This is a genomic window from Pseudomonas sp. B5(2017), from assembly GCF_002112825.1.
In the GTDB taxonomy this organism is placed as follows: Bacteria; Pseudomonadota; Gammaproteobacteria; order Pseudomonadales; family Pseudomonadaceae; genus Aquipseudomonas; species Aquipseudomonas putida_Z.
The window spans coordinates 56881-78986 of the sequence record NZ_NEIR01000016.1; the positions used below are offsets into that span (position 1 = coordinate 56881).

Genomic DNA, 22106 nt, shown 5'->3' on the forward strand with positions numbered 1-22106 from the left:
TTGCAGCCCATCGCGACACAAGGCCGCTCCTACACAGGACTGCGCCGTACCTGTAGGAGCGGCCTTGTGTCGCGACGGGGCGCGAAGCGGCCCCAGTCAATCAGGCCCGCTCCCCACACAGGTCCAGGGCAAACCACCGCTCCGCCGTGTCGACATCCAGCCCGGCCCCCAGCAACGCAACCATCTTGGCCAGCGCCGCCTCCCGGGTCATGCCACCGCCACTGACCAGCCCGGCCCCGCGCAAGCGGTTACCCGCCGCATAGGTATCGAACACCACCGACCCCTCTGGGCACTGGCTGATAGCCGCCAGCATCACGCCCCGCTGGCGTGCCGCGCTCAGCACATCCAGCAACGCCTGGTCGTCCGACGGCCCGGTACCGCTGCCGTAGCACTCCAGCAGCAACCCCTGCACGCCGCTGCCCAGCAGTGCCTGCAAATGCCCGGCCTGCAGGCCCGGGAACACCGGCACTACCGCCAGGTTGACCGGCTGGCGCGGGTGCTTGTAGCCAAGCTCAGTAGGGATCGCCGTTGCGCGCTCACTGTCACGATGGCGCGGCAGCGCGGCAAAGGCATCGAACGCCTCGCTGCGCAGCTTCGACGCCCGGCAGCCATGCAGCAACTGCCCATGGAAGTACAGTTGCACGCCATCTTCCAGCCCCTGTTCGAACTGGCGCAGTGCGCCGCACAGGTTGTCCCAGGCGTCGCTGTCCGCGGTACCCGCCGGCAGCATCGAGCCGGTCAGCAGCACCGGCACCGGCAGGCCCAGCAGCAGGAACGACAACGCCGCGGCGCTGTAGGCCAGGCTGTCGGTACCATGCAGTACGAGCACGCCATCATGGCCAGCCACCTCTACCGCTGCGACGATTGCATCGCGCATCGCCAGCCAGTTGTGCTGTTGCATGTTGGCGCTGTCGAGCAGCGGGTTCAGTTCCTGCAAGGTCCATTGCACCTGAGGTGCATCGGCCAACTGGGCAAAGTGTTCGCGCATGCGTGCTTCGAAGCCACCGGCCGGCGCCAGGCCTTCGGGGGTTTCGAGCATGCCGATGGTGCCCCCGGTATAGAGCACGAGGAGATTCTTTACTGCTCGCATGGGAAGTATCCGTAGCGGTGAGCGGAAGAAGGTAAGCCGCCCACGGACGGGGCGGCTGGCAGGGGAGAATATCAGCGCTGCGTCTGGACTTCGCCGACTGCTTTGTCAGTGGCTGTTTCCGCCTGCGGATTGGCAGGCCAGGCATTGCGGTCCAGGTCCAGGTCGGTGAACTTGGCCGAGTCGAACACTGGCTGGTCGACGCCCGCCTTGCGCTGGTCGTCGTAGTCGCGCATCACCCGCAGGCCGACCTTGAACAGCAGGGCCAGGGCCACCAGGTTGACGAAGGCCAGGCAGGTCATGGTGATGTCGGCGAAGGCGAACACGGTCGACAGGTCTTGCATCGAACCCCATACCACCAGCGCCAGCACCAGGCCACGGAACACCATCAGTACCACGCGGTTGCGGCTGAGGAACTGCAGGCTGTTTTCGCCCAGGTAGTAGTTGTAGAGGATGCAGGTGAAGACGAACAGCGACAGCGCCACGCTGACAAACACGCGGCCCCAGTCACCGACCACGGCGGCCAGCGAGTTCTGGGTCAGGACGATGCCGTCACCTTCGAAGCCCGGGGTGTAGAAGCCCGACAACAGGATCAGCAACGCGGTGCAGGTGCAGATCACGAAGGTGTCGAGGAACACGCTGAAGGCCTGGACAACGCCCTGGGCACCAGGGTGTTTCACGGCGGCCACGGCGGCGACGTTCGGCGCACTGCCCAGGCCCGCTTCGTTGGCGAACACACCACGCTTCACGCCCATGACGATGGCGCTGCCGAGCAGGCCGCCGAATGCCGGGTCGAGGCCGAAGGCGCTCTTGAAGATGGTTTCCAGCATGGCTGGCACGTGCTCGATCTGGGTACCGATCACGTACAGGGTTACGCCGATGTAGGCCAGGGTCTTGACCGGTACCAGCAGGTCGGACACCGCAGCGATGCGCTTGATGCCGCCGATGAAGGTGATGGCCAGCAGCACGGCGAGGACGATGCCGGTGTGCTTGGGGTCGAAGGCAAAGGCGTTCTGCAGCGAGTGGGTCACGGTGTACGACTGCAGGCCGATGAAGGCGAAGCCGTAGGTGACCAGCAGCAGGATCGAGAACACGATGGCCATGCTTTTCAGCTTGAGGCCGTGCTGGATGTAGTAGGCCGGGCCACCACGGTACAGGCCGTCGCCATCGGCGCGCTTGTAGACCTGGGCCAGGGTGCATTCGAAGAAGCTGCTGGACATGCCCACCAGTGCGGTGACCCACATCCAGAACACAGCGCCTGGTCCACCCAGTGTCACGGCAATGCCGACACCGGCGATGTTACCGGCGCCCACGCGGCCGGCCAGGCTCAGCATCAGGGCCTGGAAGGAGCTCAGCTGGCCTGCCTGGCCACGCAGCGATTCTTTGAACACACCGAACATGTGGCCAAAATGGCGGAACTGGACGAACCGGGAACGGATGGTGAAGTAGCTACCCAGCCCTACGATCAGCACAATGAGAAGTTTCCCCGAGAGGAAATCGTTGAGTACTTCGAGCATTGGAAAATGACCTCGATTCTTATTGTTCGTGTGGAAAGATCAGCGGACGGCAGGCGCACCGCTATTCGTGGGGCGCATGGTTGGCTATGACAAGAGCGGTTACAATTTCGCGGGTTGCTCTGATTTGGTGCAACTTGATGCTACAATTGCGCCATTCGCGTCACCTGAGTCCCGAGTCATGAGCGATCATTTCGCTACCAACCTCAAACTGGCCTGCAGCCACTACCGCTCTATCTCCGAAGTTTGCCGCCAGCTGTCGATCAACCGCGCGCAGTTCAACAAGTACCTGAGCGGGCAGAGCCGCCCGACGGCCTACAACCTCAAGCGCATCGGCGATTTCTTCGGGGTCGAAGATTACGAATTGCATTTGCCACCCGAGCAGTTCAGCCGCCTGATCGGTGCTCGCGTGTCGACCCCGGCCGAGCAGCCTGGCGACCCGATCAGTGATCTGTTCCGTCCGTTGCACGCCCATGCGGGGAACCTGTCGCGCTATTGCGGTTACTACCTGGAATATTCCAACTGCATGTCGGTTCCGGGCACGGTCCTGGTGTCATTGGTTCACCTGTGGGAGGAGCGCGGGCAGTTCCTTTTCGAACGCCAGGAACGCCAGGAGCGTTCCAGCGCCACCAACCCCCATGCCGAGGTGCGTTGTCGCTATCTGGGAGCGGCGTTCCAGTTGCAGGACCGGATGTTCCTGGTCGATTACGAGTCGCTGACGTTCAACGAGATGAGCCAGACTATCCTCATCCCCAGTTTCAAAAGTCGCATTACCCGCCTCAACGGCCTGAAGGCCGGTGTATCCAGCGGAGACCGGCGCAACCCGGCCTGCACTCGGGTTGTGTGGGACTACCTGGGAGAGGAGATCAATCGCATAAATGTCTACCGGCAGGTAAAACTGTACCAGCCGGATGATCCCCGCATAGATGACGATGTGCGTGAGCGCCTCAGCGTGGGGCCGTTGCGTAACAGTCTGTTCGAAATCGAGTGATGCTTTTTTCAGAGAACAAGTTGATGTAACCACTCGCCAACAGGGTTGCCTGGGTCGAGCAGCAACTTGATTGCCATGATGCAGCAAACACAGACCAGCAATGGCTTGATCAGCCGTGGGCCAAAGTGCACTGCACAGCGTGCGCCCAATTGAGCCCCCACAAAAGCCGCGAACGCCATTGCCAGCGCCAGTGGCCAGATGATCGCCCCGCTCAGTGAAAAGACTGACAATGCGCCCAGGTTACAGGCTGCGTTCAAAAGCTTGCTGGTGCACACGGCTTGTATCAAGTGCTGGCCCAAGAGGATCACGCAGGCCAGCATGAAGAACGAGCCGACACCAGGGCCGAAGATACCGTCATAAAAGCCAATGATCGGTGCAACCGCCACGCAGAACAGGCTGGTCGATACCTTTGCCTTGCGCGCTTGTTCATTCGGCTTTGGGCTGAAGGCAAAGTAGGCGGCTATCAGAATCAGCAGTGGTGGGACGCACGCCTGCAGAACGCTTTTGGGCACGTAAGTTATCGACAAGGCACCCAACGCCCCTCCGATAAACGACATGACAGCCATTGGACTGCCTCGTCGCCAGTCGATCATGCCTTTGCGGGCAAAGGCGCACGTAGCCGAAACCGTAGCCGAAGCCGCCTGGAACTTGTTGGTGGCAATTGCCGCCAAGGGTTCGATACCGGCAATGAACAACACCGGGAGCGTGATCAGGCCGCCACCACCGGCGATGGCATCGAAAAAGCCGGCCATCAGTGCCACCAGTGCGAGTGTCAGAACAAGCGTTACGTCGAATTCGATCATGGGGTGTTTTCCTGTGATCAGCCACGCACGAGCAGTGGGTCTTCAGCGAGCACCAACGGTACTGCGAAGGGGGAGTATCCGAATTGACGGATGAGCAGCCGCCGGTTGTCCTGGACCATGTCGCGGCCGTGCAAGGCTCGGCTGTTGTTGATCAACAGTGCGCTGTCAGGCTGCAGGACAAACGCCAGTGGTCGAGTGTTATCCAGTGCTTTCTGAAAGGCGTCGAAAGCGCGCGCCACTGCGCTGCAGGCGCGTTCATTCAGGCTGAAGCGATAGCTGTTGTAACGAACAGAGAAACCACCATTGGGCTCGAATTGCAGCATTGAAACTGCTTTGCCTGCATTGCCTTGTCCGTGAGCGAAGCAGTCACTGCGGGTAAAGTCGAAGGACGTTGAAGTCAGCGCAAGTGTGTCCAGGCTACCCAGGCGTTCGATGATTTCCCGGAGCGGGAAGACATTCGTAGGTTCATTGGCGGGGTTCCAGCGCGCAGTCAGAATCAGTGCAGAGGGAGCAGGGGAGTTGGCATTGGTTGAAATTGTCGAGCAGTTGTAGGGCGCTTCAGTGTGCGGCCCCAAGCGCAAGCCCGCATGCGAGCTGGTTTCAACTTCCAGGCAGGGATTTTCGTCGAGCCGCGGGATGCGGCCACCGCCCTTGAAGTTGCCGACCAGGCGAACCTGTTTACCATCGTTGTCTATATCGAAGGCGAAACTGCGGTAGCGCACGAGCTCCAGCAGCAGTTGATTGCGGGAGGCAAGGTATTGGCAGCGAGGGTTTTGCGCCAGGGCGGAAATGTCGGGCAGGTACTCTGGTATTGGCTCGTTGGCACAAGGCATCTGCCTGTACATCAAGGCAGATAGCTGGCCTTCACTGAAGCGTTGTAACAGTGCACGCTGTTCCTCACTCAAGGCTTGCTCGAGTTGATCGGCGAATACACGAGCCTGAAGTGCTACTCCTTTGGTCTCCGGGCCACCCAAGTCAGCAATGGTCTGGCTTGCAAAGCTTATGGCCTTGCTTTGCTCCGGGCTGAAATCCAGGTATGCAACTTCCGAACGAGGCATTGAACGTTCCCTGTACTTGTTTTTGTGAAGCTCCCCGGCTGGCAAGTGGGGGAGTCAACTATTCAATGCGGTTGTGCTGCGGCATGGAAGTCAGCTCGTTCCTGGTATGTCGTAGGAGATTTCTGCCTATGGTGGTATTGAACTGTGGAACTTTGGAATCAATACCGCCTGTGGCATCGAACGGGTCCGGTGTTGGACTTCCCGGGCAGGAAACCGCAAAATGGCCCCTTTCCTTCAACCAACCTCTCCGGATCTGCTGACTCTATGCGTATGCGCCTAATGCTGTTGGGTGGTGGCAATGCCCTCGGGCAAGCGCTGATTCGTCTTGGGGCCGAGGAGGACATCGCATTCCTGGCGCCGCGCCCGCCCGAGAACGGCTGGACGCCGGCCAGCCTCACCCAGCTGCTCGACGATCATCGTCCCGATGCCCTGGTCAACCTGGCCTATTACTTCGACTGGTTCCAGGCCGAGTCGGTCAGTGAGCAGCGCCTGGCCCAGCAGGAGCGGGCTGTGGAGCGCTTGGCGGAACTGTGCCAGCACCACCAGATCACCCTGGTGCAGCCTTCCAGCTACCGCGTGTTCGATGGTTCGCGGGCCACGGCCTACAGCGAAAAGGACGAGCCGGTACCGCTGGGCCTGCGTGGCCAGGCCCTGTGGCGCATCGAGCAGAGCGTGCGCGCGGCTTGCCCGCAGCACGTGCTGTTGCGCTTTGGTTGGCTACTCGACGAAAGCATCGACGGGACACTGGGGCGCTTCCTGACCCGCGCCGAGCAACCACAGGAACTGCTGCTGGCCGATGACCGGCGTGGCAACCCGACGCCGGTCGACGACGCCGCCCGGGTGATCCTTTCGGTGCTCAAGCAACTCGATTGCAGTGCGCCGCTGTGGGGCACCTACCATTACGCCGGCAACGAGGCGACCACGCCGCTGGCGCTGGGCCAGGCGATCCTTACCGAAGCAGGCCAGTACCGCCAGCTGGCTGTGCAGGCACCGACGCCGCAGGCCCATGCCGCACGGCCGGATGCCAGCGAAGAGCCGCAGCACGCGGTACTGGCCTGCAAGAAAATCCTTCATACCTTCGGCATCAAGCCGCGCGCCTGGCGCGCCGGCCTGCCGCCTCTACTGGACCGGTTCTACCGCCATGGCTGACGCCCCCATCCTGATCACCGGCGGTGCCGGCTTCATTGGCTCCCACCTGTGCGATGCGTTGTTGGACAAAGGCTACGCCGTACGCATTCTCGACGACTTTTCCACAGGCCAGCGGGGCAACCTGCAGGTCGGCCACCCACGCCTGGAACTGGTTGAAGGCGATGTTGCCGATGCCGGTCTGGTCACGCAGGTTGCGGCTGGCTGCAGTGCCGTGGTGCACCTGGCAGCGGTGGCCTCGGTGCAGGCCTCGGTCGAGGACCCGGTGCGGACCCACCAGAGCAATTTCATCGGCACCCTCAACGTGTGCGAAGCCATGCGCGTGCATGGGCTGCGCCGGGTGTTGTTCGCCTCCAGTGCGGCGGTGTATGGCAACAATGGTGAAGGCGAGTCGATTGCCGAAGACACCCCCAAGGCGCCGCTGACCCCGTATGCCGTGGACAAGTTGGCCAGTGAGCAGTACCTGGACTTCTACCGTCGTCAGCATGGCCTGGAGCCGGTGGTGTTCCGCTTCTTCAATATCTTCGGGCCGCGCCAGGACCCGTCCTCGCCGTATTCCGGGGTGATCAGCATTTTCTCCGAGCGCGCTGTGAAGGGTTTGCCGATCACGGTGTTCGGTGATGGCGAGCAGACCCGGGACTTTCTCTACGTGGGCGACCTGGTGCAGGTGATGGTGCAGGCGCTGGAGCAGCCGCAGGTCGAGGAGGGGGCGGTGAATATCGGCCTCAACCAGGCCACGTCGCTCAACCAGTTGCTGGCAGCGCTTGAGAAGGTGGTGGGTAGCTTGCCGGCGGTCAGCTATGTGGCGGCACGTTCGGGTGACATTCGCCATTCGCGGGCGGATAACCAGCGCTTGTTGGCGCGGTTCGAGTTTCCGCAGGCGACGCCGATGGTCGAGGGCTTGTCGCGGCTTCTGGGCAAGGGCTGAATTGCTTGGGGGCGCTTTGCGCCCCTATCGCGACACAAGGCCGCTCCTACAGCGATCGCGCCAGGCCGAGGTTGCGCGGTCGCTGTAGAAGCGGCCTTGTGTCGCGATGGGCTGCGCAGCAGCCCCAGAATCACTCATGCCGCACCACTTTTCGCAGGCAATCCCCTGCCGCCAGCACCCGCCCGTCCCGGGCCCGCACCTGCAGCGTTTCCAGCGCCTGCCCCGTATCACCATCCACCAACTCCGAACGCACCTCGCCCGCCTCGAACAGAAACCGCTCCCCCCACTGCCTCAAGCCAACCACCACCGGGAATACCGATCGCCCTTTCTCGGTCAGCACATATTCCTTGTAGGCACTGCCATCCGACGCCGGCTGCAGCGTCAGCAGCCCGCTCTCCACCAGCCACTTCAGCCGTGAGGCGAGGATGTTCTTCGCCAGCCCCAGGTTCTTCTGGAATTCACTGAAGCGCCGCAGCCCATCGAAGGCATCGCGCAGGATCATCAGCGCCCAACGGTCTCCCAGCACCTCCAGGGCCCTGGCGACGGGGCATTGCGTATTGTTTTCATCGAGCATGGACGGGGCCTTTCGTGATCATCTGGTTGCAGATTAAAACCACATTTGCTAAATAGCCAGCATGTGGTTTCAATTCGAAACCAGATTGACGAGGCCAGCCCGATGAACCCTGCACTGACACTGACACGCTGGATAACCCTGCTGCTGGCCATCACCAGCGCCATGGCCGTGGCGACTGTGTATTTCGCCCAGCCTCTGCTCGAGTCGATGGCCGCTGACCTGGGCGTGGCGCAGCAGCAGATCGGTTGGGTAGTAGGCGCGACCCAGGCGGGCTATGCACTGGGGTTGATGCTGATCGTGCCGCTGGGTGACCTGATCGACCGCAAGCGCCTGTTGCTCGGGCAGTTGCTGTTCTCGGCCCTGGCGCTGGTTGGGGTAGGCATGGCACCCAACTGGGCGCTATTGCTGCTGGCCCTGGCCATCACCGGGCTGATGGCGGTCATGGTGCAGGTGATGGTGGCGCATGCAGCGAGCCTTGCCGCCCCCGGCCAGCAAGGGCAGGCCGTGGGCACCGTCACCAGCGGCATAGTGCTGGGCATTCTGCTGGCACGGCTGGTCTCGGGCGGGCTTGCCGACCTGGCTGGCTGGCGCAGCGTGTACCTGATTGCCGCAGGGCTGTTGATGCTGCTGGCCCTGGTGCTGTGGCGCAGCCTGCCCGCGGGGCAACCGGTGTCGCTGCGGTCTGGCTACCGGGCGCTGATCGTTGCCCAGTTCAGGCTGTACCGGCACGACCGGCTGCTGCGTCAGCGCGGGCTGTTCGGCGTGTTGATCTTCGCTGCGTTCAGCGTGCTCTGGAGTGCCATGGTCATGCCCCTGAGTGCCGAGCCACTGGCGCTGAGCCATACCGAGGTCGGTCTGTTCGGCCTGGCGGGTGTTGCCGGCACATTGGCGGCAGCGCGCGCCGGTCGCCTGGCCGACCAGGGGCTGGGGGAGCGCACCACCGGTCTGGCGCTGGTTCTGCTGGTGCTGTCATGGCTGCCCACGGCCTTCGTCGGGCATTCACTGATGGTCTTCGGGTTGGGTGTGCTGATGCTGGACTTTGCCGTGCAGGCGGTGCATGTCATCAACCAGAGCCTGCTGCTGGCCGGGCGTGGTGCAATGGCCAGCCGGTTGATCGGCGCCTACATGTGCTGCTATTCGCTTGGCAGTGGAGTGGGGGCAGTGCTGGCGAGCTGGGTGTATGCCCATTGGGGTTGGGCAGCGGTGTGTTGGCTTGGGATGGGCATCAGCGCGGTGGCGCTGGGGTACTGGCGATGGCTGCAACGCGCGAGGGCGGCCGAAGCCGCCCTGCAGTGTTCAGGTCAGAACTTGTAGCCAAGGCCGACCATGTACACCCACGGGTCGACATCGACGTCGACCTTGGTCTTGCTGTAGCCCAGTGCGCTCGGGCCGTTGACGCTGGCCTTGGTGTCGATGTCGACGTACCAGACCGATGCGTTGACCAGCAAGTTGTCGGTGATCATGTAGTCCATGCCCAGCTGACCGGCGATGCCGACCGAGTCTTGCAGCTTCAGGTTGCTGAAGCCCTGCTGCTTGCGTGCACTACTGAGGTCTTCATCGAAGAACAGGGTGTAGTTGATGCCGACGCCGGCATACGGCTGGAACTTGGAAGTCGGTTCCATCGGGTAGTACTGCAACGACAGGGTCGGTGGCAGCTGCTTGATGTCGGCGAGCTTGCCGTCCAGGCCGCCGCCCAGGCCTTTGACGCCGACGGTGTGCTTGAACGGGGTGGCAGCCAGCAGCTCGAGGCCGATATGGTCGGTGAGCATATAGGCGAAGGTCAGGCCCAGTTGGGTGTCGCTGTCCAGAGTCGCCTTGGTGCCCGAGACTTTGTTGCCGTCGAATTTCAGGTCGCCGCTGCTTTCGTTGGGAGCTGTGGTAATGGCACCTGCGCGGACGATGATATCGCCTGCCTGGTGGGCGTGGGCGACAGGGGCAGCGAGCGCCAGGGCCGCGAGGGCGGCGCTGAGCAAGGACTTGTTCATGGAAGCTCCCAGAGGACGTGAGTAATCGAGTAGTCCAATGGTACGGATGCCGTTAAACAGAAAGTTTGACCCAGCTCAAAGAAGCGTCGTCACGAATTCGAAACAGTTCTCATCTCAGCTCATAAGCGTATATTTTCTCGGCTTCCATCTGATAGCCGGCATCGGCCAGTTCGCTGCTGGAGGCTCTAACCTGCAGCTTTCCCTCGATCCAGTAGGGCTGGTAGAGGTCTTCTACGCGCACGCCCATTTCGCTGAAGATGTGCACGATCTGGTTCGAGGGTGGTGGTGGCACGTGGATGCACGCGCCGTAGTAGGGGACTAGCAGGAATTCGGTGGTGCGGCCTTCTTCGCTCACCTCCAGCGGCACGATGTAGCCGGGCAGTTTGATCTGCTGGCCGTCGAGGCTTTTTACCACCGGGGCGTCGGGTGCCTGCTGGCGCGCCGGTGGGGCGGACTCGGCGGACAGGGCGTTGCTGAGCTGCGACATGTCGTGCAGCGGCGCGAGTTGGGGCGGGATGACCGGGGCGCCTTCGGGGATGAGGGCGGGCCAGTCAAGTTCGCGGGGTTCCGAGGCCCAGGTGGGCGATGCCAGTGAAAGCAGCATGACCAGGAGTAGTTGTACTGCCTGTACTGGCCTCTTCGCGGGTGAACCCGCTCCCACAGGTCCTGCACAGGCTTTGAAGCTTGTGGTGGACCTTGTGGGAGCGGGTTCACCCGCGAAGAAGGCAGTGAGGTATTGGATCATTGCACGCCCTCAGAGGTGAATGGACAAGCCATCGGCCAACGACTGCCGATAGGCCCGCCACGCCGGCACGCTGCCCATCAACAGCGCAGCTCCCAGGATGATAGCCAGCAACGTCCATTCATGAGCGCTCGGCATGGCCAGCGGCAAATACAAACCGTAGTTGGCTTGCACATACCCCTGTGCCAGGGCGATTCCCGCATACAGCAAGCCAAGCCCGGCAGCGATCCCGATCGCCGCCAGCGACAGTGCCTCCAGCACCAGCAGCCCTGCGATATGCCACGGCCTGGCGCCAACCGAGCGCAATATCGCCATCTCCCTGCGCCGTTCATTGAGGCTGGTGAGAATCGCCGTAAGCATGCCGATCAGGCCAGTCAGCACCACGAACAGCGACACCACGAACAACGCCTGCTCCGCGGTGCCCATCAGGCTCCACAGCTCCTGCAGGGCTACCCCGGGCAGGATCGCCAGCAACGGCTCGCTGCGGTATTCATTGATCTCCCGCTGCAGGCTGAATGTCGCGATCTTGCTGTTCAGGCCGAGCATGAACGCAGTGATGGCGGCAGGCTGCAGGTCCATGGTCCGTGCCTGCTCGGCGCTGATACGCCCGGCGCCACGGGCCGGCACACCGTTGTGCCAGTCGATGTGGATGGCTTCCATGCCGCCCAGGCTGATATGCAGCGTGCGGTCTACCGGCGTACCGGTGCGCTTGAGCACACCGACCACGGTGAACGGTTTGTCATCGTGCTTGACCAGGCTGATCGCGGCGACACCATGTGCCAGCACCAGCTTGTCGCCCAGCTTGTAGTGCAACGCCTCGGCCACTTCGGCACCCAGCACCACCTCGAACGGATCATCGGCAAACGCGCGGCCCTGGCTCAATTCCAGGTGCTGGCGGCGGCCGTACTGGTAATGGCTGAAGTAGTCGCCGGTAGTGCCCATCACTCGATAACCACGGTGCGAATCGCCCAGCGAGATGGGGATGGCCCATTTCACCCGCGGGTCCTTGGCGTAGTGCTCATAGCTGTCCCAACGGATGTTGTTGGTGGCGTTGCCGATGCGGAACACCGAGTACAGCAGCAGGTTCACCGAGCCGGAGCGGGCGCCGACGATCAGGTCGGTACCGCTGATGGTGCTGGCGAAGCTGGCCCGGGCTTCGGTACGGACCCGTTCAACGGCCAGCAGCAGGCACACCGACAGGGCGATGGCGAAGGCGGTGAGGAATGCGGTGAAGCGGCGGTTGGCCAGGCTGGCCAGGGCAAGGCGGAGCAGGTACATCAGGCCTCCCGGGGCTTGGCGGCACGGTTGAGTTCGGCCAGCGACAGGTGGCGGTCGAACAGCGGCGCCAGGCTCTGGTCGTGGCTGACGAACAGCAGGCTGGCACCGGCGGCGCGGCATTCATCGAACAGCAGGCGGATGAACGCTTCACGGGTGTCGGCATCCAGCGCCGAGGTCGGTTCGTCGGCGATCACCAGTTCGGGTTGGCCGATCAGTGCGCGGGCGGCAGCGACCCGTTGCTGCTGGCCGATCGACAGGCTGTCGGCGCGGCGGGCGAGCAGGGCGGGGTCGTCCAGGCCCAGGTGGGCCAGCAGCGTGCTGGCTGCCTGGTCGACACTGCCATGGCGCTGCTCGGCGCGGGCCTTGCGGCTGCGCGAGAAGCGGCAGGGCAGCTCGACGTTTTCGCGTACCGAGAGGAACGGCAGCAGGTTGAACTGCTGGAAGATATAACCGGTGTGGTCGACCCGGAAGCGGTCACGGGCGCCTTGGCCCAGGCGGCCGAGGTCCTGGCCGAGCAACTGGATGCGGCCCTGGCCCGCTACGTTCACCCCGCCCAGCAGGCCCAGCAATGTGGTCTTGCCACTGCCGCTGGGGCCCTTGAGAAACAGGGCCTCGCCAGCTTCCAGGCGGAATGCCGGAATATCCAGCAGCGCCGGCTGGCCGGGCCAGGCGAACACCAGGTCATGCAGTTCGATCAACGGCTGGCGCATTCAGAACGCGACCGCGGCCTTGGCCGGCGTGGTTTCCACGCCTTTCTGGCCATTGGGGCCGATCAGTTGAACGTTGATCTTCTGGGTGGCCGGGAAGGCCTTGAACAGCGGAGCGAGGTCCACCTCCGTCAGTTTGTCGGGGTTGGCGCAGGTCAGTTGGTAATGGGCGCCGATGTCGCTGTGCTGGTGCTGGTGCTCGTCCCCATCGTCGTCGGCTTTCGGGGCATCACCGAACAGCGGGCTTTCCAGTTCCTGCTGGTCTTCCTTGCAGCCTGCGGCAGCGGGCAGGCCGAACAGCTTCAGTGGCTGCTCCAGCTGCTGGCGCACCGCCGCGACCTTGGCCTTGTCGGCGTCGCTGTTGGCGGCGTGTTCGAAGCCGACCAGGTTCATTGCCGGGCTGTCCAGCTCCAGCTCCAGGGTGTTGCCATCGAGCACGGCGTTGAGCTTGGCCACGCCATGCTCGTGGGCGCCGAGGGTGCCGTGGGCGTGGTCGTGATCATGGTCATCATCGTGGGCTTGGGCCACGGCCAGGGGCAGCAGGGCGAAGGGCAGGGCGAGCAACAGGCGACGCATGGACGACTCCGGAGCGGGCGGGAAGATTGGGTTATGTTATAACAACTTTTCGGCGTGCTGCCAGCCTGCGTGGCGCAGGTTTCATGTTGGGGTAGGATGGTGGCATTGACTTGGGTTCAGGGAATGCAGCATGAGAATTCGTGGACAGATTGGTGACTGGCCTGTGGATCTGACCATCGAGCTGGCGCCTGAAGAGTGGGCGCAACTGGGGCGGCAGATCGAATTGCCCGCTGTGCCGCAGAATGCAGCAACGGAAACCGTGGCGACAACTCGTCAGGATGACGGGCAATGGACTGCGGCACGTGAGGTGTTGCGCCTGGCAGGGCAGATGAGCGGGCCGGAATTGCTGGATCGGTTGGAGGGGCTGGCGGGGAGTACGGCGGCGGGTAAACGGCTGCTGGTGCGCTTGCGGCATAGCAGTGAAGTCAAGGTGGAAAGTGGCGTGGACGCGCCGGTATATCACTGGGTGGGATAAATCTGTATTGCCTGTGCTGGCCTCGTTCGCGGGCTTGCCCGCTCCCACAGGTATACCACCAGTATTGAATTCAGTGCATACCCTGTGGGAGCGGGCGTGCCCGCGAACGAGGGCAAAGCCCTCGCAATAGGCCTCAGGTCAGAACATCGCCGCCGACAACTTGCGACGATACACGCCGACCAGCGGGTGATCACCGCCCAGCAACTCGAACACCTGCAGCAACGCCTTCTGCGGCAGCCCGTTCTCATAACCACGGTTACGCTGGAACAGCTTCAGCAACCCTTCCAGCGCCGCTTCATACTGCTGGCGCGCCAGCTGCTGGATGCTCAGCTGATAGGCCGCCTCGTCATCCTGAGGGTTCTGTGCCAGGCGGCTTTTCAGGTCGGCCACTTCCGGCAGGCTGGCAGCCTGGCGCAGGAAGGTCAGCTGGGCCTTGGCGCCGGCCAGCGCAGCCTTGTGCTCGTCGGTCTTGACCGCATCCAGCACCACCTGGGCTTCACCCAGCTCCCCGCGCTCGGCCAAACAACGGGCATACAGGATCAGCGCCTCGGCATTGCTGTTGTCCTCACCCAGCAGTGCCTGCAACAGTGCTTCGGCCTCGGCAAAACGGCTTTCGGCAAACAGCCCCTTGGCCTGCTCCAGCGGAGATGCGCTGGGTGCGGCGGGCAGTTGCACATGTGGCTCGAGCATGGCGCGGATCGCCGATTCCGGCTGTGCACCGGCAAAGCCGTCCACCGGCTGGCCGTCCTTGAACAGCACCACGGTCGGCAGGCTGCGGATGCCGAACTGGGCAACCACCTGTTGCTCCACATCACAGTTGATCTTGGCCAGCAGCAGCTCGCCCTGGTAACCCTCGGCGATCTTCGCCAGCAGTGGCATCAGTGCCTTGCACGGTGCGCACCACTCGGCCCAGAAGTCCACCAGCACCGGTTTGTGGAAGGAGTTCTCGATAACCAGTTGCTGGAAGGTGGCATCGGTAGCGTCGAAAATGTAAGGCGTGTCTTGGGTCATCGCGACTCTCGCAAACTCGTGGATAACACCACTATAAGGTGTCGCGGCTGGCGTGGTACAGGCTGACCCGGCGGAATTCGTGCGGCTCGGCCAGGTCCGGCAGGGTCAGCGCTTCCAGCACGCCCAGCTGCTGGTACAGCGGGTGGCTGAAGTCGCGTACCCGCGAGTCGGCCACCAGCGCCTGGCGGCCGCGGCCGAGGAAGGCATCCAGCAGCGGCAGGTTGGCGCGGTCGTACAGCACGTCGGCAACCAGGATCAGATCGAAGCGGTCGTCTTCGGCGAAGAAATCGCTGCTGTAACCCAGTTCCACCCCGTTCAGCGCGGCATTCGCGCGGCAGGCATCGAGTGCCAGCGGGTCGAGGTCGCAGGCCACCACTTCCAGCGCACCGGCGCGGGCGGCGGCAATACCGGCGATACCGGAGCCGGCGCCAAAGTCCAGCACGCGCTTGCCGGCTACCCATTCCGGGTGCTGGGCCAGGTAACGGGCCATGGCCAGGCCGCTGGCCCAGCAGAAGCTCCAGTAGGGCGGTTCTTCAAGAATGCGCCGGGTCTCTTCGCTGCTGAAGGCGCGGTCCATGTTCTGGTCGTCGATCAGCCACAGCTTGAGGTCGCAGCCGGGCAGCTCGCTGACGACAAGACGCGCTTCGCCGATCAGGCCGCTGAGGGCCTGTTGCAGGGGCTGTTGTAGGCAGACTGGCGCCACTTACGGCGCCTTCTCGAAACGTAGCGGGCCGATGGCCTGGGTCTGGGCCTGGGTAATGCGCACCGGCGGCAGGTGCATGATCAGCTGGCCAGAGCTGCTGGCGCGGCCGCGCAGCTCGACCCGGGCACCGGCGGGGAAGGCCTCGGGGTTGAAGCGCAGTTGGTAGGGCAGGGCCTGGCCGGTGCCAGTCAGGTTGCTGCTGGCCAGCAGGCGTTGTGGGCGGTCGCGTTCGTCGATGACCAGCAAGGCCAGCTCCACGTCGGCACCGGCCGGGATTGCCAGCAAGGTGCCGCTCAGCTCGCGCTGGTAGGCCGGCAGCGGGCCCAGTACTGCGGCCGGCTTGGCCGTGCGGGCTGGCGTGGGGGCCGGAGGGGTGTCGGGCTTCGGCCTGTCGCTGCCGCAGGCGGCGAGCAGGGCGGCGCAGCACAGCACGACGAGCGCTCGGTAGTGCATGGGGTAGTCCTTCACGGGCAGATTTCCCATGGATGTTAACCCCTTTGGCTTGTCTTGCCAGTGGGATGCGCTACCATGGCCCTCCCTTTTTTTGTTGCCTGCCACCATGCACTGTCCCTTTTGCGGTGCCAACGACACCAAGGTCATCGACTCTCGCCTCGTCGCCGAGGGCGAGCAGGTGCGCCGCCGCCGTGAATGCGTCGCCTGCGGCGAGCGCTTCACCACCTTCGAAACCGCCGAGCTGGTGCTGCCCCGGCTGATCAAGCAGGACGGCACGCGCCAACCCTTCGACGAAGAAAAACTGCGCGCCGGCATGCAGCGGGCACTGGAAAAACGCCCGGTCAGCGTCGAGCGCCTGGAAGCTGCGCTGGCGCATATCAAGAGCCGCCTGCGTGCCACCGGCGAGCGTGAAGTCAAATCGCTGGTGGTGGGTGAAATGGTCATGGCCGAGCTGCGCAAGCTCGACGAAGTGGCCTATATCCGTTTTGCCTCGGTTTACCGCCGCTTCCAGGACCTCGACGAGTTCCGCGAAGAAATCGACCGCCTGGCTCGCGAGCCGGCTAAAGAGTGACCATGCCCAGCCAAGCTGCCATCCTCGACGCCCACTACATGGCCCGCGCGCTGGAGCTGGCGCGCAAGGGCCTGTACACCACCCACCCGAACCCGCGCGTAGGCTGCGTGATCGTGCGCGATGGCGAGGTGGTCGGCGAAGGCTGGCATGTGCGCGCCGGCGAGCCACATGCCGAAGTGCATGCCCTGCGACAGGCTGGTGAGCGTGCCCGTGGCGCCTGTGCCTATGTCACCCTCGAGCCGTGCAGCCACCATGGCCGCACGCCGCCGTGCGCCGAAGCGCTGGTCAAGGCCGGGGTAGCACGGGTGGTAGCCGCCATGCAGGACCCCAACCCGCAAGTGGCGGGGCAGGGTCTGCGGCGCCTGGCCGAGGCCGGTATCGAAGTGGCCAGCGGCGTGCTCGAGGCCGAGGCCCGCGCACTCAACCCCGGTTTCCTCAAACGCATGGAGCACGGCCTGCCGTTCGTTCGCGCCAAGCTGGCCATGAGCCTGGATGGCCGCACCGCCATGGCCAGTGGCGAAAGCAAGTGGATCACCGGCCCGGCCGCCCGCTCGGCGGTGCAGCGCCTGCGCGCCCGCTCCAGCGTGGTGCTGACCAGCGCCGCCAGCGTGTTGGCCGATAACGCGCGGATGACCGTGCGCGGCGCCGAGCTGGGCCTGGATGCCGAAACCACCGCCCTGGCACTCAGCCGCACACCGCTGCGCGTGCTGGTCGATGGCCGCCTGCGCCTGCCGCTGGATGCACCGTTCTTCCAGGCTGGCCCGGTGCTGGTGGTGAGCGCTGTCGCAGATGACCCGCGCTATGCCGCTGCCGGCCACGAACTGCTCAGCCTGCCGGGTGACAATGGCCAGGTAGACCTGCCGGTGCTGCTGCAGGCCCTGGCAACCCGTGGCGTCAACGAAATCCTGCTGGAAGCCGGTGCCGGCCTGGTCGGCGCCTTCGCCCGGCAAGGCCTGATCGACGAGTACCAGTTGTTCGTCGCCGGCACTTTCCTCGGTTCCCAGGCCCGCCCGCTGCTGGACTGGCCACTGGACAAGATGAACGAAGCACCGCGGCTGAAAATTACCGAAATGCGCGCAGTGGGCGATGACTGGCGGGTCACGGCCATCCCCCTGCCGGCGCCCGGCGTATAATGCCAGGCTTGCCCCGCGCAAACCGTTTTTGAGGAAGACCCCATGTTCACCGGCATCATCGAATCCATCGGCACCATCCGCAGCCTGACCCCCAAGGGTGGCGACGTGCGCGTCTACGTCGAAACCGGCAAGCTCGACCTGGGTGACGTCAAGCTCGGCGACAGCATCGCCGTCAACGGCGTGTGCCTGACCGCCGTCGAACTGCCGGGTGACGGCTTCTGGGCCGACGTCAGCGTCGAAACCCTCAAGCGCACCGCCTTCATCGACCTCAAGAGCGGCAGCAAGGTCAACCTGGAAAAAGCCCTGACCCCCACCACCCGGCTGGGCGGGCACCTGGTCAGCGGCCACGTCGACGGGGTCGGCGAAATCATCTCGCGCAGCGATAACGCCCGCGCCATCCAGTTCCGCGTGCGTGCACCGAAGGAACTGGCCAAGTACATCGCCCACAAGGGTTCGATCACCGTCGACGGCACCAGCCTGACGGTCAACGAGGTCAATGGCGCCGAGTTCGAGCTGACCATTGTCCCGCACACCCTGTCCGAAACCATCATGGCCGACTACCGTGCAGGGCGTCGGGTAAACCTTGAGGTCGACCTGCTGGCCCGTTACCTGGAGCGTCTGCTGCTGGGTGACAAGGCCGCCGAACCGAGCAAGGGCAGTGGCATTACCGAAAGCTTCCTGGCCGCCAACGGCTTCTTGAAATCCTGATTGAGAAGGGGGTGCCGCGTGGCGCTCAACAGCATCGAAGAACTGGTCGAAGACATCCGCCAGGGCAAAATGGTCATCCTCATGGATGACGAAGACCGCGAAAACGAGGGCGACATCATCATGGCAGCCGAGTGCTGCCTGCCCGAGCACATCAACTTCATGGCCAAGCACGCCCGTGGCCTGATCTGCATGCCGATGACCCGCGAGCGTTGCGAAACGCTGAAGCTGCCGCTGATGGCGCCGCGCAACGGCTCGGGCTTCGGCACCAAGTTCACCGTGTCGATCGAAGCCGCCGAAGGTGTCACCACCGGCATCTCCGCCGCTGACCGTGCACGCACCGTGCAGGCGGCCGCTGCCAAGGACGCCAAGGCCGAAGACATCGTCAGCCCAGGCCACATCTTCCCGCTGATGGCCCAGCCTGGCGGTACCCTTGCCCGTGCCGGCCACACCGAAGCTGCCTGCGACCTGGCGCGCATGGCCGGTTTCGAGCCGAGCGGCGTGATCTGCGAAGTGATGAACGACGACGGCACCATGTCGCGCCGCGCCGAGCTGGAAGTGTTCGCCGCCGAGCACGGCCTGAAGATCGGCACCATCGCCGACCTGATCCACTACCGCATGATCCACGAGCGCACCGTGCAGCGCGTCTCCGAGCAACCGGTGGAGAGCGAGCTGGGCGAGTTCAACCTGGTCACCTACCGCGACGCGGTGGAAGGCGACGTGCACATGGCCCTGACCCTGGGCAAGATCTGCGCCGAAGAGCCGACCCTGGTGCGCGTGCACAACATGGACCCGTTGCGCGACCTGCTGCTGGTCAAGCAACCGGGCCGCTGGAGCCTGCGCGCCGCCATGGCCGCCGTGGCCGAGGCCGGCAGCGGCGTGGTATTGCTGCTGGGCCACCCGCTGGACGGCGACGTGCTGCTGGCGCACATCCGCGAAAGCGCGGGCGATGCACCCGCCAAGGCACCGACCACCTACAGCACCGTGGGTGCCGGTTCGCAGATCCTGCGTGACCTCGGTGTGCGCAAGATGCGCCTGATGAGTTCGCCGATGAAGTTCAACGCGATATCCGGATTCGATCTGGAAGTTGTAGAATACGTGCCCTCCGAGTGACTTGAGGCGGCAGTGACGCCCTCCAGCTCGAGTCCATACCCCTGTCGAGGCCGCCAGCATGCGGCCTCGCTCTTGAAGATGAGAATATCGGAATGACCCTGAAGACCATCGAAGGTACCTTCATCGCCCCCAAAGGTCGCTATGCTTTGGTGGTTGGCCGCTTCAACAGCTTCGTCGTCGAAAGCCTGGTAAGCGGTGCCGTTGACGCCCTGGTACGCCACGGTGTCAGCGAAAGCGACATCACCATCATCCGTGCCCCGGGTGCATTCGAAATCCCGCTGGTGGCACAGAAGGTCGCCCAGCAAGGCGCCTACGACGCGATCATCGCCCTGGGCGCCGTGATCCGTGGTGGTACCCCGCACTTCGAATACGTGGCGGGCGAATGCACCAAGGGCCTGGCCCAGGTGTCCATGGAGTTCGGTGTTCCGGTGGCCTTCGGCGTACTGACCGTCGACTCCATCGAACAGGCCATCGAGCGTTCCGGCACCAAGGCCGGCAACAAAGGTGCTGAAGCTGCCCTGTCCGCTCTGGAAATGGTCAGCCTGCTGGCGCAGTTGGAGGCCAAGTGATTAGCGACGAAAGCGATCGTTTCAACCCGCGCGATCCAAAACCTGCGGATGCCGGCAAGCCATCGAAGAGCGCCAAGCGCCGCGAAGCCCGCAAGCTCGCGACCCAGGCACTGTACCAGTGGCACATGGCGCAGCATTCGCTGAACGAGATCGAAGCGCAGTTCCGGGTCGATAACGATTTCACCGATGTCGACGGTGCCTATTTCCGCGAGATCCTGCATGGGGTCCCGGCAATCAAGGGCGAAATCGACAAAGCGTTGGTGCCGTGCATGACCATCGCACTGGAAGAGCTCGACCCGGTCGAGCTGGCCGTGCTGCGCCTGTCCACCTGGGAACTGATCAAGCGCGTTGATGTGCCGTACCGCGTAGTGATCAACGAAGGCGTGGAACTGGCCAAGGTCTTCGGCGCCACCGACGGCCACAAGTTCGTCAACGGCGTGCTGGACAAGCTCGCCCCGGCCCTGCGCGAAGCAGAAGTCAAGGCGAACAAGCGCTGATCCTGGCGCTTGCGGACCATGGGTGAGTTCGAGCTGATCAGCCATTACTTCGCCGCCGCGCCCTGTGCGCAAGGCGGTGAAGGCGTGGCCCTGGGCATCGGTGACGACTGCGCCCTGCTGAGCCTTCCCGCCGGCGAGCAACTGGCGGTGTCTACCGACACCCTGGTTGCCGGGGTGCATTTTCCGGCGGTGTGCGACCCCTGGTTGCTCGGCCAGCGCTCGCTGGCCGTGGCGGCCAGCGACCTGGCTGCCATGGGCGCCACTCCCATCGGTTTCACCCTTGCCCTGACCTTGCCCGAGGTCAGCGCCGACTGGCTGCAAGCCTATGCCAGCGGCCTCAACCGCATGGCCGGCCACTGCCAGCTGAGCCTGATCGGTGGCGATACCACCCGTGGCCCCCTGAGTATCACCATGACCGTGTTCGGCCGGGTTCCGGCGGGGCAGGCGTTGCGCCGTGACGGCGCTCGCCCGGGCGACCTACTGTGCGTTGGTGGCGAGTTGGGCAACGCGGCAGGGGCCTTGCCGCTGGTGCTGGGTCAGCGCCAGGCTGATGCCGCGCTGGCGCAACCGTTGCTCGATCATTATTGGTCGCCATCGCCACAGTTCGCCCTGGGCCGACTGCTGCGCGGGCGTGCCACCTCGGCGCTGGATATTTCCGACGGCTTGCTGGCCGACTGCGGGCATATCGCCAAGGCCTCCCGTGTGGCGCTCGAGGTGAACCTGGAGCAGGTACCGGTGTCAGCCGCTCTGCAGGGGTTCCTCGGCGCCGAGGCCGCCGTGCAGGCGGCGCTGACCGGTGGCGACGACTATGTGCTGGCGTTCACCTTGCCGCCAGCCGAGCTTTCATCCCTGCAGGCACAAGGCCTGGCGGCGTTCCATGTCATCGGGCGGGTGCTCGAAGGGCAGGGTGTCAGCCTGCGCGATCAGCAGGGCCAGGACATCACCCCGCGGCAACGCGGCTATCAACACTTTAGGGAGACACCGTGACCGATCACCCCAACCAGGTGCCTGCGGAGTTCGTTCCGCCTTCGGTCTGGCGCAACCCGTGGCACTTCATCGCCTTCGGTTTCGGTTCCGGCACCTTGCCCAAGGCGCCGGGCACCTGGGGCTCGCTGGTGGCCATACCGTTCATTCCGCTGTGGCAGATGCTGCCCGACTGGGGCTACTGGCTGTTGCTGGGCGTGAGCATGCTGTTCGGCTTCTGGCTCTGCGGCAAGGTCGCCAATGACCTGCGCGTGCACGACCATGAAGGTATTGTCTGGGACGAGATCGTCGGCATGTGGATTACCCTCTGGCTGGTGCCGGAAGGCTGGCAGTGGCTGCTGGCGGGGTTCCTGATGTTCCGCTTCTTCGACATCCTCAAGCCTTGGCCGATCCGCTGGGTTGACCGCCATGTGCATGGGGGTGTCGGGATCATGCTCGACGATATCCTGGCCGGCGTGTTTGCCTGGCTGGGGATGCAGGTTCTGGTGTGGGCGGTTGCCTGA

General features: G+C 64.0%; 26 protein-coding genes. 13 read left to right on the forward strand and 13 right to left on the reverse strand.

From position 1 onward, the window contains the following. Positions 1 to 100 precede the first annotated feature (100 nt). Both CAG00_RS22635 and CAG00_RS22640 read right to left on the reverse strand, forming a co-directional pair. Positions 101 to 1090 (reverse strand): asparaginase, encoded by a 990-nt coding sequence (locus CAG00_RS22635; protein WP_085665373.1) that lies wholly within the window; start codon positions 1088 to 1090, stop codon positions 101 to 103. Between the two features lie 71 nt (positions 1091 to 1161). Continuing rightward, positions 1162 to 2604: a sodium:alanine symporter family protein gene (locus CAG00_RS22640; RefSeq protein ID WP_085665374.1), complete on the reverse strand. Its 1443-nt coding sequence runs from the start codon at positions 2602 to 2604 to the stop codon at positions 1162 to 1164. A gap of 178 nt (positions 2605 to 2782) precedes the next feature. Here CAG00_RS22640 and CAG00_RS22645 point away from each other — a divergent pair, with 178 nt between their 5' ends. Beyond that, complete coding sequence (locus CAG00_RS22645; protein ID WP_025337507.1) at positions 2783 to 3592, forward strand: helix-turn-helix transcriptional regulator; 810 nt, start codon at positions 2783 to 2785, stop codon at positions 3590 to 3592. Between the two features lie 8 nt (positions 3593 to 3600). Here CAG00_RS22645 and CAG00_RS22650 read toward each other — a convergent pair whose 3' ends face one another. Next, a complete protein-coding gene (locus CAG00_RS22650; protein ID WP_085617784.1) occupies positions 3601 to 4395 on the reverse strand; it encodes a TSUP family transporter in 795 nt (264 codons plus the stop codon). A gap of 17 nt (positions 4396 to 4412) precedes the next feature. Next, positions 4413 to 5453 (reverse strand): hypothetical protein, encoded by a 1041-nt coding sequence (locus CAG00_RS22655; protein ID WP_085665375.1) that lies wholly within the window; start codon positions 5451 to 5453, stop codon positions 4413 to 4415. A 264-nt stretch (positions 5454 to 5717) separates the two neighbouring features. Between CAG00_RS22655 and CAG00_RS22660 the strand changes: the two genes are divergently transcribed. Continuing rightward, positions 5718 to 6602 (forward strand): sugar nucleotide-binding protein, encoded by an 885-nt coding sequence (locus CAG00_RS22660; RefSeq protein ID WP_085665376.1) that lies wholly within the window; start codon positions 5718 to 5720, stop codon positions 6600 to 6602. Further along, on the forward strand, positions 6595 to 7527 hold the full coding sequence (locus tag CAG00_RS22665; RefSeq protein WP_025337510.1) for an NAD-dependent epimerase/dehydratase family protein: 933 nt from the start codon (positions 6595 to 6597) through the stop codon (positions 7525 to 7527). The genes CAG00_RS22660 and CAG00_RS22665 overlap by 8 nt, the downstream gene beginning before the upstream one ends. A 130-nt stretch (positions 7528 to 7657) precedes the next feature. Here CAG00_RS22665 and CAG00_RS22670 read toward each other — a convergent pair whose 3' ends face one another. Next, entirely contained in the window at positions 7658 to 8101 is a 444-nt protein-coding gene (locus tag CAG00_RS22670; protein ID WP_085617788.1) for a helix-turn-helix domain-containing protein, read from the reverse strand. Between the two features lie 102 nt (positions 8102 to 8203). On the opposite strand from CAG00_RS22670, the gene CAG00_RS22675 reads away from it, so the two are divergent. Further along, positions 8204 to 9415 (forward strand): MFS transporter, encoded by a 1212-nt coding sequence (locus tag CAG00_RS22675; protein WP_085665377.1) that lies wholly within the window; start codon positions 8204 to 8206, stop codon positions 9413 to 9415. Here the strand turns inward: CAG00_RS22675 and CAG00_RS22680 are convergent. From CAG00_RS22680 to CAG00_RS22700, 5 genes are all read right to left on the reverse strand, one after another. Then, positions 9403 to 10086, reverse strand: a complete 684-nt coding sequence (locus CAG00_RS22680; RefSeq protein WP_046615944.1) for an OmpW family protein — start codon at positions 10084 to 10086, stop codon at positions 9403 to 9405. The genes CAG00_RS22675 and CAG00_RS22680 overlap by 13 nt on opposite strands. 109 nt (positions 10087 to 10195) lie before the next feature. Beyond that, positions 10196 to 10690, reverse strand: coding sequence for a DUF3299 domain-containing protein (locus CAG00_RS22685; protein WP_075044449.1), 495 nt, complete (start codon positions 10688 to 10690; stop codon positions 10196 to 10198). Positions 10691 to 10840: 150 nt separating this feature from the next. Beyond that, positions 10841 to 12106 carry an ABC transporter permease gene (locus tag CAG00_RS22690; protein WP_085665378.1) on the reverse strand — a complete coding sequence of 422 codons (1266 nt, stop codon included), beginning with the start codon at positions 12104 to 12106 and terminating at the stop codon, positions 10841 to 10843. Next, the gene (locus tag CAG00_RS22695) at positions 12106 to 12816 is read right to left on the reverse strand and encodes an ABC transporter ATP-binding protein (protein WP_085665379.1); all 711 of its coding nucleotides are present in this window, start codon (positions 12814 to 12816) and stop codon (positions 12106 to 12108) included. The genes CAG00_RS22690 and CAG00_RS22695 overlap by 1 nt, the downstream gene beginning before the upstream one ends. After that, positions 12817 to 13389 carry a DUF2796 domain-containing protein gene (locus CAG00_RS22700; protein WP_085665380.1) on the reverse strand — a complete coding sequence of 191 codons (573 nt, stop codon included), beginning with the start codon at positions 13387 to 13389 and terminating at the stop codon, positions 12817 to 12819. Between the two features lie 130 nt (positions 13390 to 13519). On the opposite strand from CAG00_RS22700, the gene CAG00_RS22705 reads away from it, so the two are divergent. Then, on the forward strand, positions 13520 to 13864 hold the full coding sequence (locus CAG00_RS22705; protein ID WP_085665381.1) for a hypothetical protein: 345 nt from the start codon (positions 13520 to 13522) through the stop codon (positions 13862 to 13864). A 138-nt stretch (positions 13865 to 14002) separates the two neighbouring features. On the opposite strand, the gene trxA is transcribed toward CAG00_RS22705, so the two are convergent. The 3 genes from trxA to CAG00_RS22720 are packed head-to-tail and all read right to left on the reverse strand — an operon-like array spanning position 14003 to position 16031. Further along, complete coding sequence (trxA, locus tag CAG00_RS22710) at positions 14003 to 14875, reverse strand: thioredoxin (protein WP_025337519.1); 873 nt, start codon at positions 14873 to 14875, stop codon at positions 14003 to 14005. A 31-nt stretch (positions 14876 to 14906) separates the two neighbouring features. Then, on the reverse strand, positions 14907 to 15578 hold the full coding sequence (locus tag CAG00_RS22715) for a methyltransferase (RefSeq protein WP_085665382.1): 672 nt from the start codon (positions 15576 to 15578) through the stop codon (positions 14907 to 14909). Then, positions 15579 to 16031, reverse strand: coding sequence for a YbaY family lipoprotein (locus tag CAG00_RS22720; RefSeq protein WP_025337521.1), 453 nt, complete (start codon positions 16029 to 16031; stop codon positions 15579 to 15581). A gap of 106 nt (positions 16032 to 16137) precedes the next feature. On the opposite strand from CAG00_RS22720, the gene nrdR reads away from it, so the two are divergent. From nrdR to CAG00_RS22760, 8 genes are all read left to right on the forward strand, one after another. Then, positions 16138 to 16602: a transcriptional regulator NrdR gene (nrdR, locus tag CAG00_RS22725; protein WP_003255402.1), complete on the forward strand. Its 465-nt coding sequence runs from the start codon at positions 16138 to 16140 to the stop codon at positions 16600 to 16602. A 2-nt stretch (positions 16603 to 16604) separates the two neighbouring features. Then, positions 16605 to 17735: a bifunctional diaminohydroxyphosphoribosylaminopyrimidine deaminase/5-amino-6-(5-phosphoribosylamino)uracil reductase RibD gene (gene ribD, locus CAG00_RS22730; RefSeq protein WP_085665383.1), complete on the forward strand. Its 1131-nt coding sequence runs from the start codon at positions 16605 to 16607 to the stop codon at positions 17733 to 17735. 42 nt (positions 17736 to 17777) lie between these two features. After that, on the forward strand, positions 17778 to 18443 hold the full coding sequence (locus CAG00_RS22735) for a riboflavin synthase (protein WP_003255399.1): 666 nt from the start codon (positions 17778 to 17780) through the stop codon (positions 18441 to 18443). An 18-nt stretch (positions 18444 to 18461) separates the two neighbouring features. Beyond that, entirely contained in the window at positions 18462 to 19553 is a 1092-nt protein-coding gene (gene ribBA, locus CAG00_RS22740; protein WP_016484697.1) for a bifunctional 3,4-dihydroxy-2-butanone-4-phosphate synthase/GTP cyclohydrolase II, read from the forward strand. Positions 19554 to 19645: 92 nt separating this feature from the next. After that, on the forward strand, positions 19646 to 20122 hold the full coding sequence (ribE, locus tag CAG00_RS22745) for a 6,7-dimethyl-8-ribityllumazine synthase (protein WP_003255395.1): 477 nt from the start codon (positions 19646 to 19648) through the stop codon (positions 20120 to 20122). Then, positions 20119 to 20619 (forward strand): transcription antitermination factor NusB, encoded by a 501-nt coding sequence (nusB, locus tag CAG00_RS22750; RefSeq protein WP_003255393.1) that lies wholly within the window; start codon positions 20119 to 20121, stop codon positions 20617 to 20619. Before ribE ends, nusB begins: the two co-directional genes overlap by 4 nt. An 18-nt stretch (positions 20620 to 20637) precedes the next feature. Beyond that, positions 20638 to 21606 (forward strand): thiamine-phosphate kinase, encoded by a 969-nt coding sequence (gene thiL, locus CAG00_RS22755; RefSeq protein WP_085665384.1) that lies wholly within the window; start codon positions 20638 to 20640, stop codon positions 21604 to 21606. After that, positions 21603 to 22106: a phosphatidylglycerophosphatase A gene (locus CAG00_RS22760; protein ID WP_004376077.1), complete on the forward strand. Its 504-nt coding sequence runs from the start codon at positions 21603 to 21605 to the stop codon at positions 22104 to 22106. Before thiL ends, CAG00_RS22760 begins: the two co-directional genes overlap by 4 nt.

Coding starts and splice junctions, on each gene's coding strand:
- ribE (WP_003255395.1), top strand. CDS start 19,646: ATGACCCTGAAGACCATCGAAGGTACCTTCATCGCCCCCAAAGGTCGC.
- CAG00_RS22675 (WP_085665377.1), top strand. CDS start 8,204: ATGAACCCTGCACTGACACTGACACGCTGGATAACCCTGCTGCTGGCC.
- CAG00_RS22660 (WP_085665376.1), top strand. CDS start 5,718: ATGCGTATGCGCCTAATGCTGTTGGGTGGTGGCAATGCCCTCGGGCAA.
- CAG00_RS22640 (WP_085665374.1), bottom strand. CDS start 2,604: ATGCTCGAAGTACTCAACGATTTCCTCTCGGGGAAACTTCTCATTGTG.
- trxA (WP_025337519.1), bottom strand. CDS start 14,875: ATGACCCAAGACACGCCTTACATTTTCGACGCTACCGATGCCACCTTC.
- CAG00_RS22720 (WP_025337521.1), bottom strand. CDS start 16,031: ATGCACTACCGAGCGCTCGTCGTGCTGTGCTGCGCCGCCCTGCTCGCC.
- CAG00_RS22645 (WP_025337507.1), top strand. CDS start 2,783: ATGAGCGATCATTTCGCTACCAACCTCAAACTGGCCTGCAGCCACTAC.
- CAG00_RS22650 (WP_085617784.1), bottom strand. CDS start 4,395: ATGATCGAATTCGACGTAACGCTTGTTCTGACACTCGCACTGGTGGCA.
- thiL (WP_085665384.1), top strand. CDS start 20,638: ATGGGTGAGTTCGAGCTGATCAGCCATTACTTCGCCGCCGCGCCCTGT.
- ribD (WP_085665383.1), top strand. CDS start 16,605: ATGCCCAGCCAAGCTGCCATCCTCGACGCCCACTACATGGCCCGCGCG.
- CAG00_RS22690 (WP_085665378.1), bottom strand. CDS start 12,106: ATGTACCTGCTCCGCCTTGCCCTGGCCAGCCTGGCCAACCGCCGCTTC.
- CAG00_RS22685 (WP_075044449.1), bottom strand. CDS start 10,690: ATGCTGCTTTCACTGGCATCGCCCACCTGGGCCTCGGAACCCCGCGAA.
- CAG00_RS22700 (WP_085665380.1), bottom strand. CDS start 13,389: ATGCGTCGCCTGTTGCTCGCCCTGCCCTTCGCCCTGCTGCCCCTGGCC.
- CAG00_RS22680 (WP_046615944.1), bottom strand. CDS start 10,086: ATGAACAAGTCCTTGCTCAGCGCCGCCCTCGCGGCCCTGGCGCTCGCT.
- CAG00_RS22655 (WP_085665375.1), bottom strand. CDS start 5,453: ATGCCTCGTTCGGAAGTTGCATACCTGGATTTCAGCCCGGAGCAAAGC.
- CAG00_RS22705 (WP_085665381.1), top strand. CDS start 13,520: ATGAGAATTCGTGGACAGATTGGTGACTGGCCTGTGGATCTGACCATC.
- CAG00_RS22665 (WP_025337510.1), top strand. CDS start 6,595: ATGGCTGACGCCCCCATCCTGATCACCGGCGGTGCCGGCTTCATTGGC.
- CAG00_RS22635 (WP_085665373.1), bottom strand. CDS start 1,090: ATGCGAGCAGTAAAGAATCTCCTCGTGCTCTATACCGGGGGCACCATC.
- nrdR (WP_003255402.1), top strand. CDS start 16,138: ATGCACTGTCCCTTTTGCGGTGCCAACGACACCAAGGTCATCGACTCT.
- CAG00_RS22695 (WP_085665379.1), bottom strand. CDS start 12,816: ATGCGCCAGCCGTTGATCGAACTGCATGACCTGGTGTTCGCCTGGCCC.
- CAG00_RS22670 (WP_085617788.1), bottom strand. CDS start 8,101: ATGCTCGATGAAAACAATACGCAATGCCCCGTCGCCAGGGCCCTGGAG.
- CAG00_RS22735 (WP_003255399.1), top strand. CDS start 17,778: ATGTTCACCGGCATCATCGAATCCATCGGCACCATCCGCAGCCTGACC.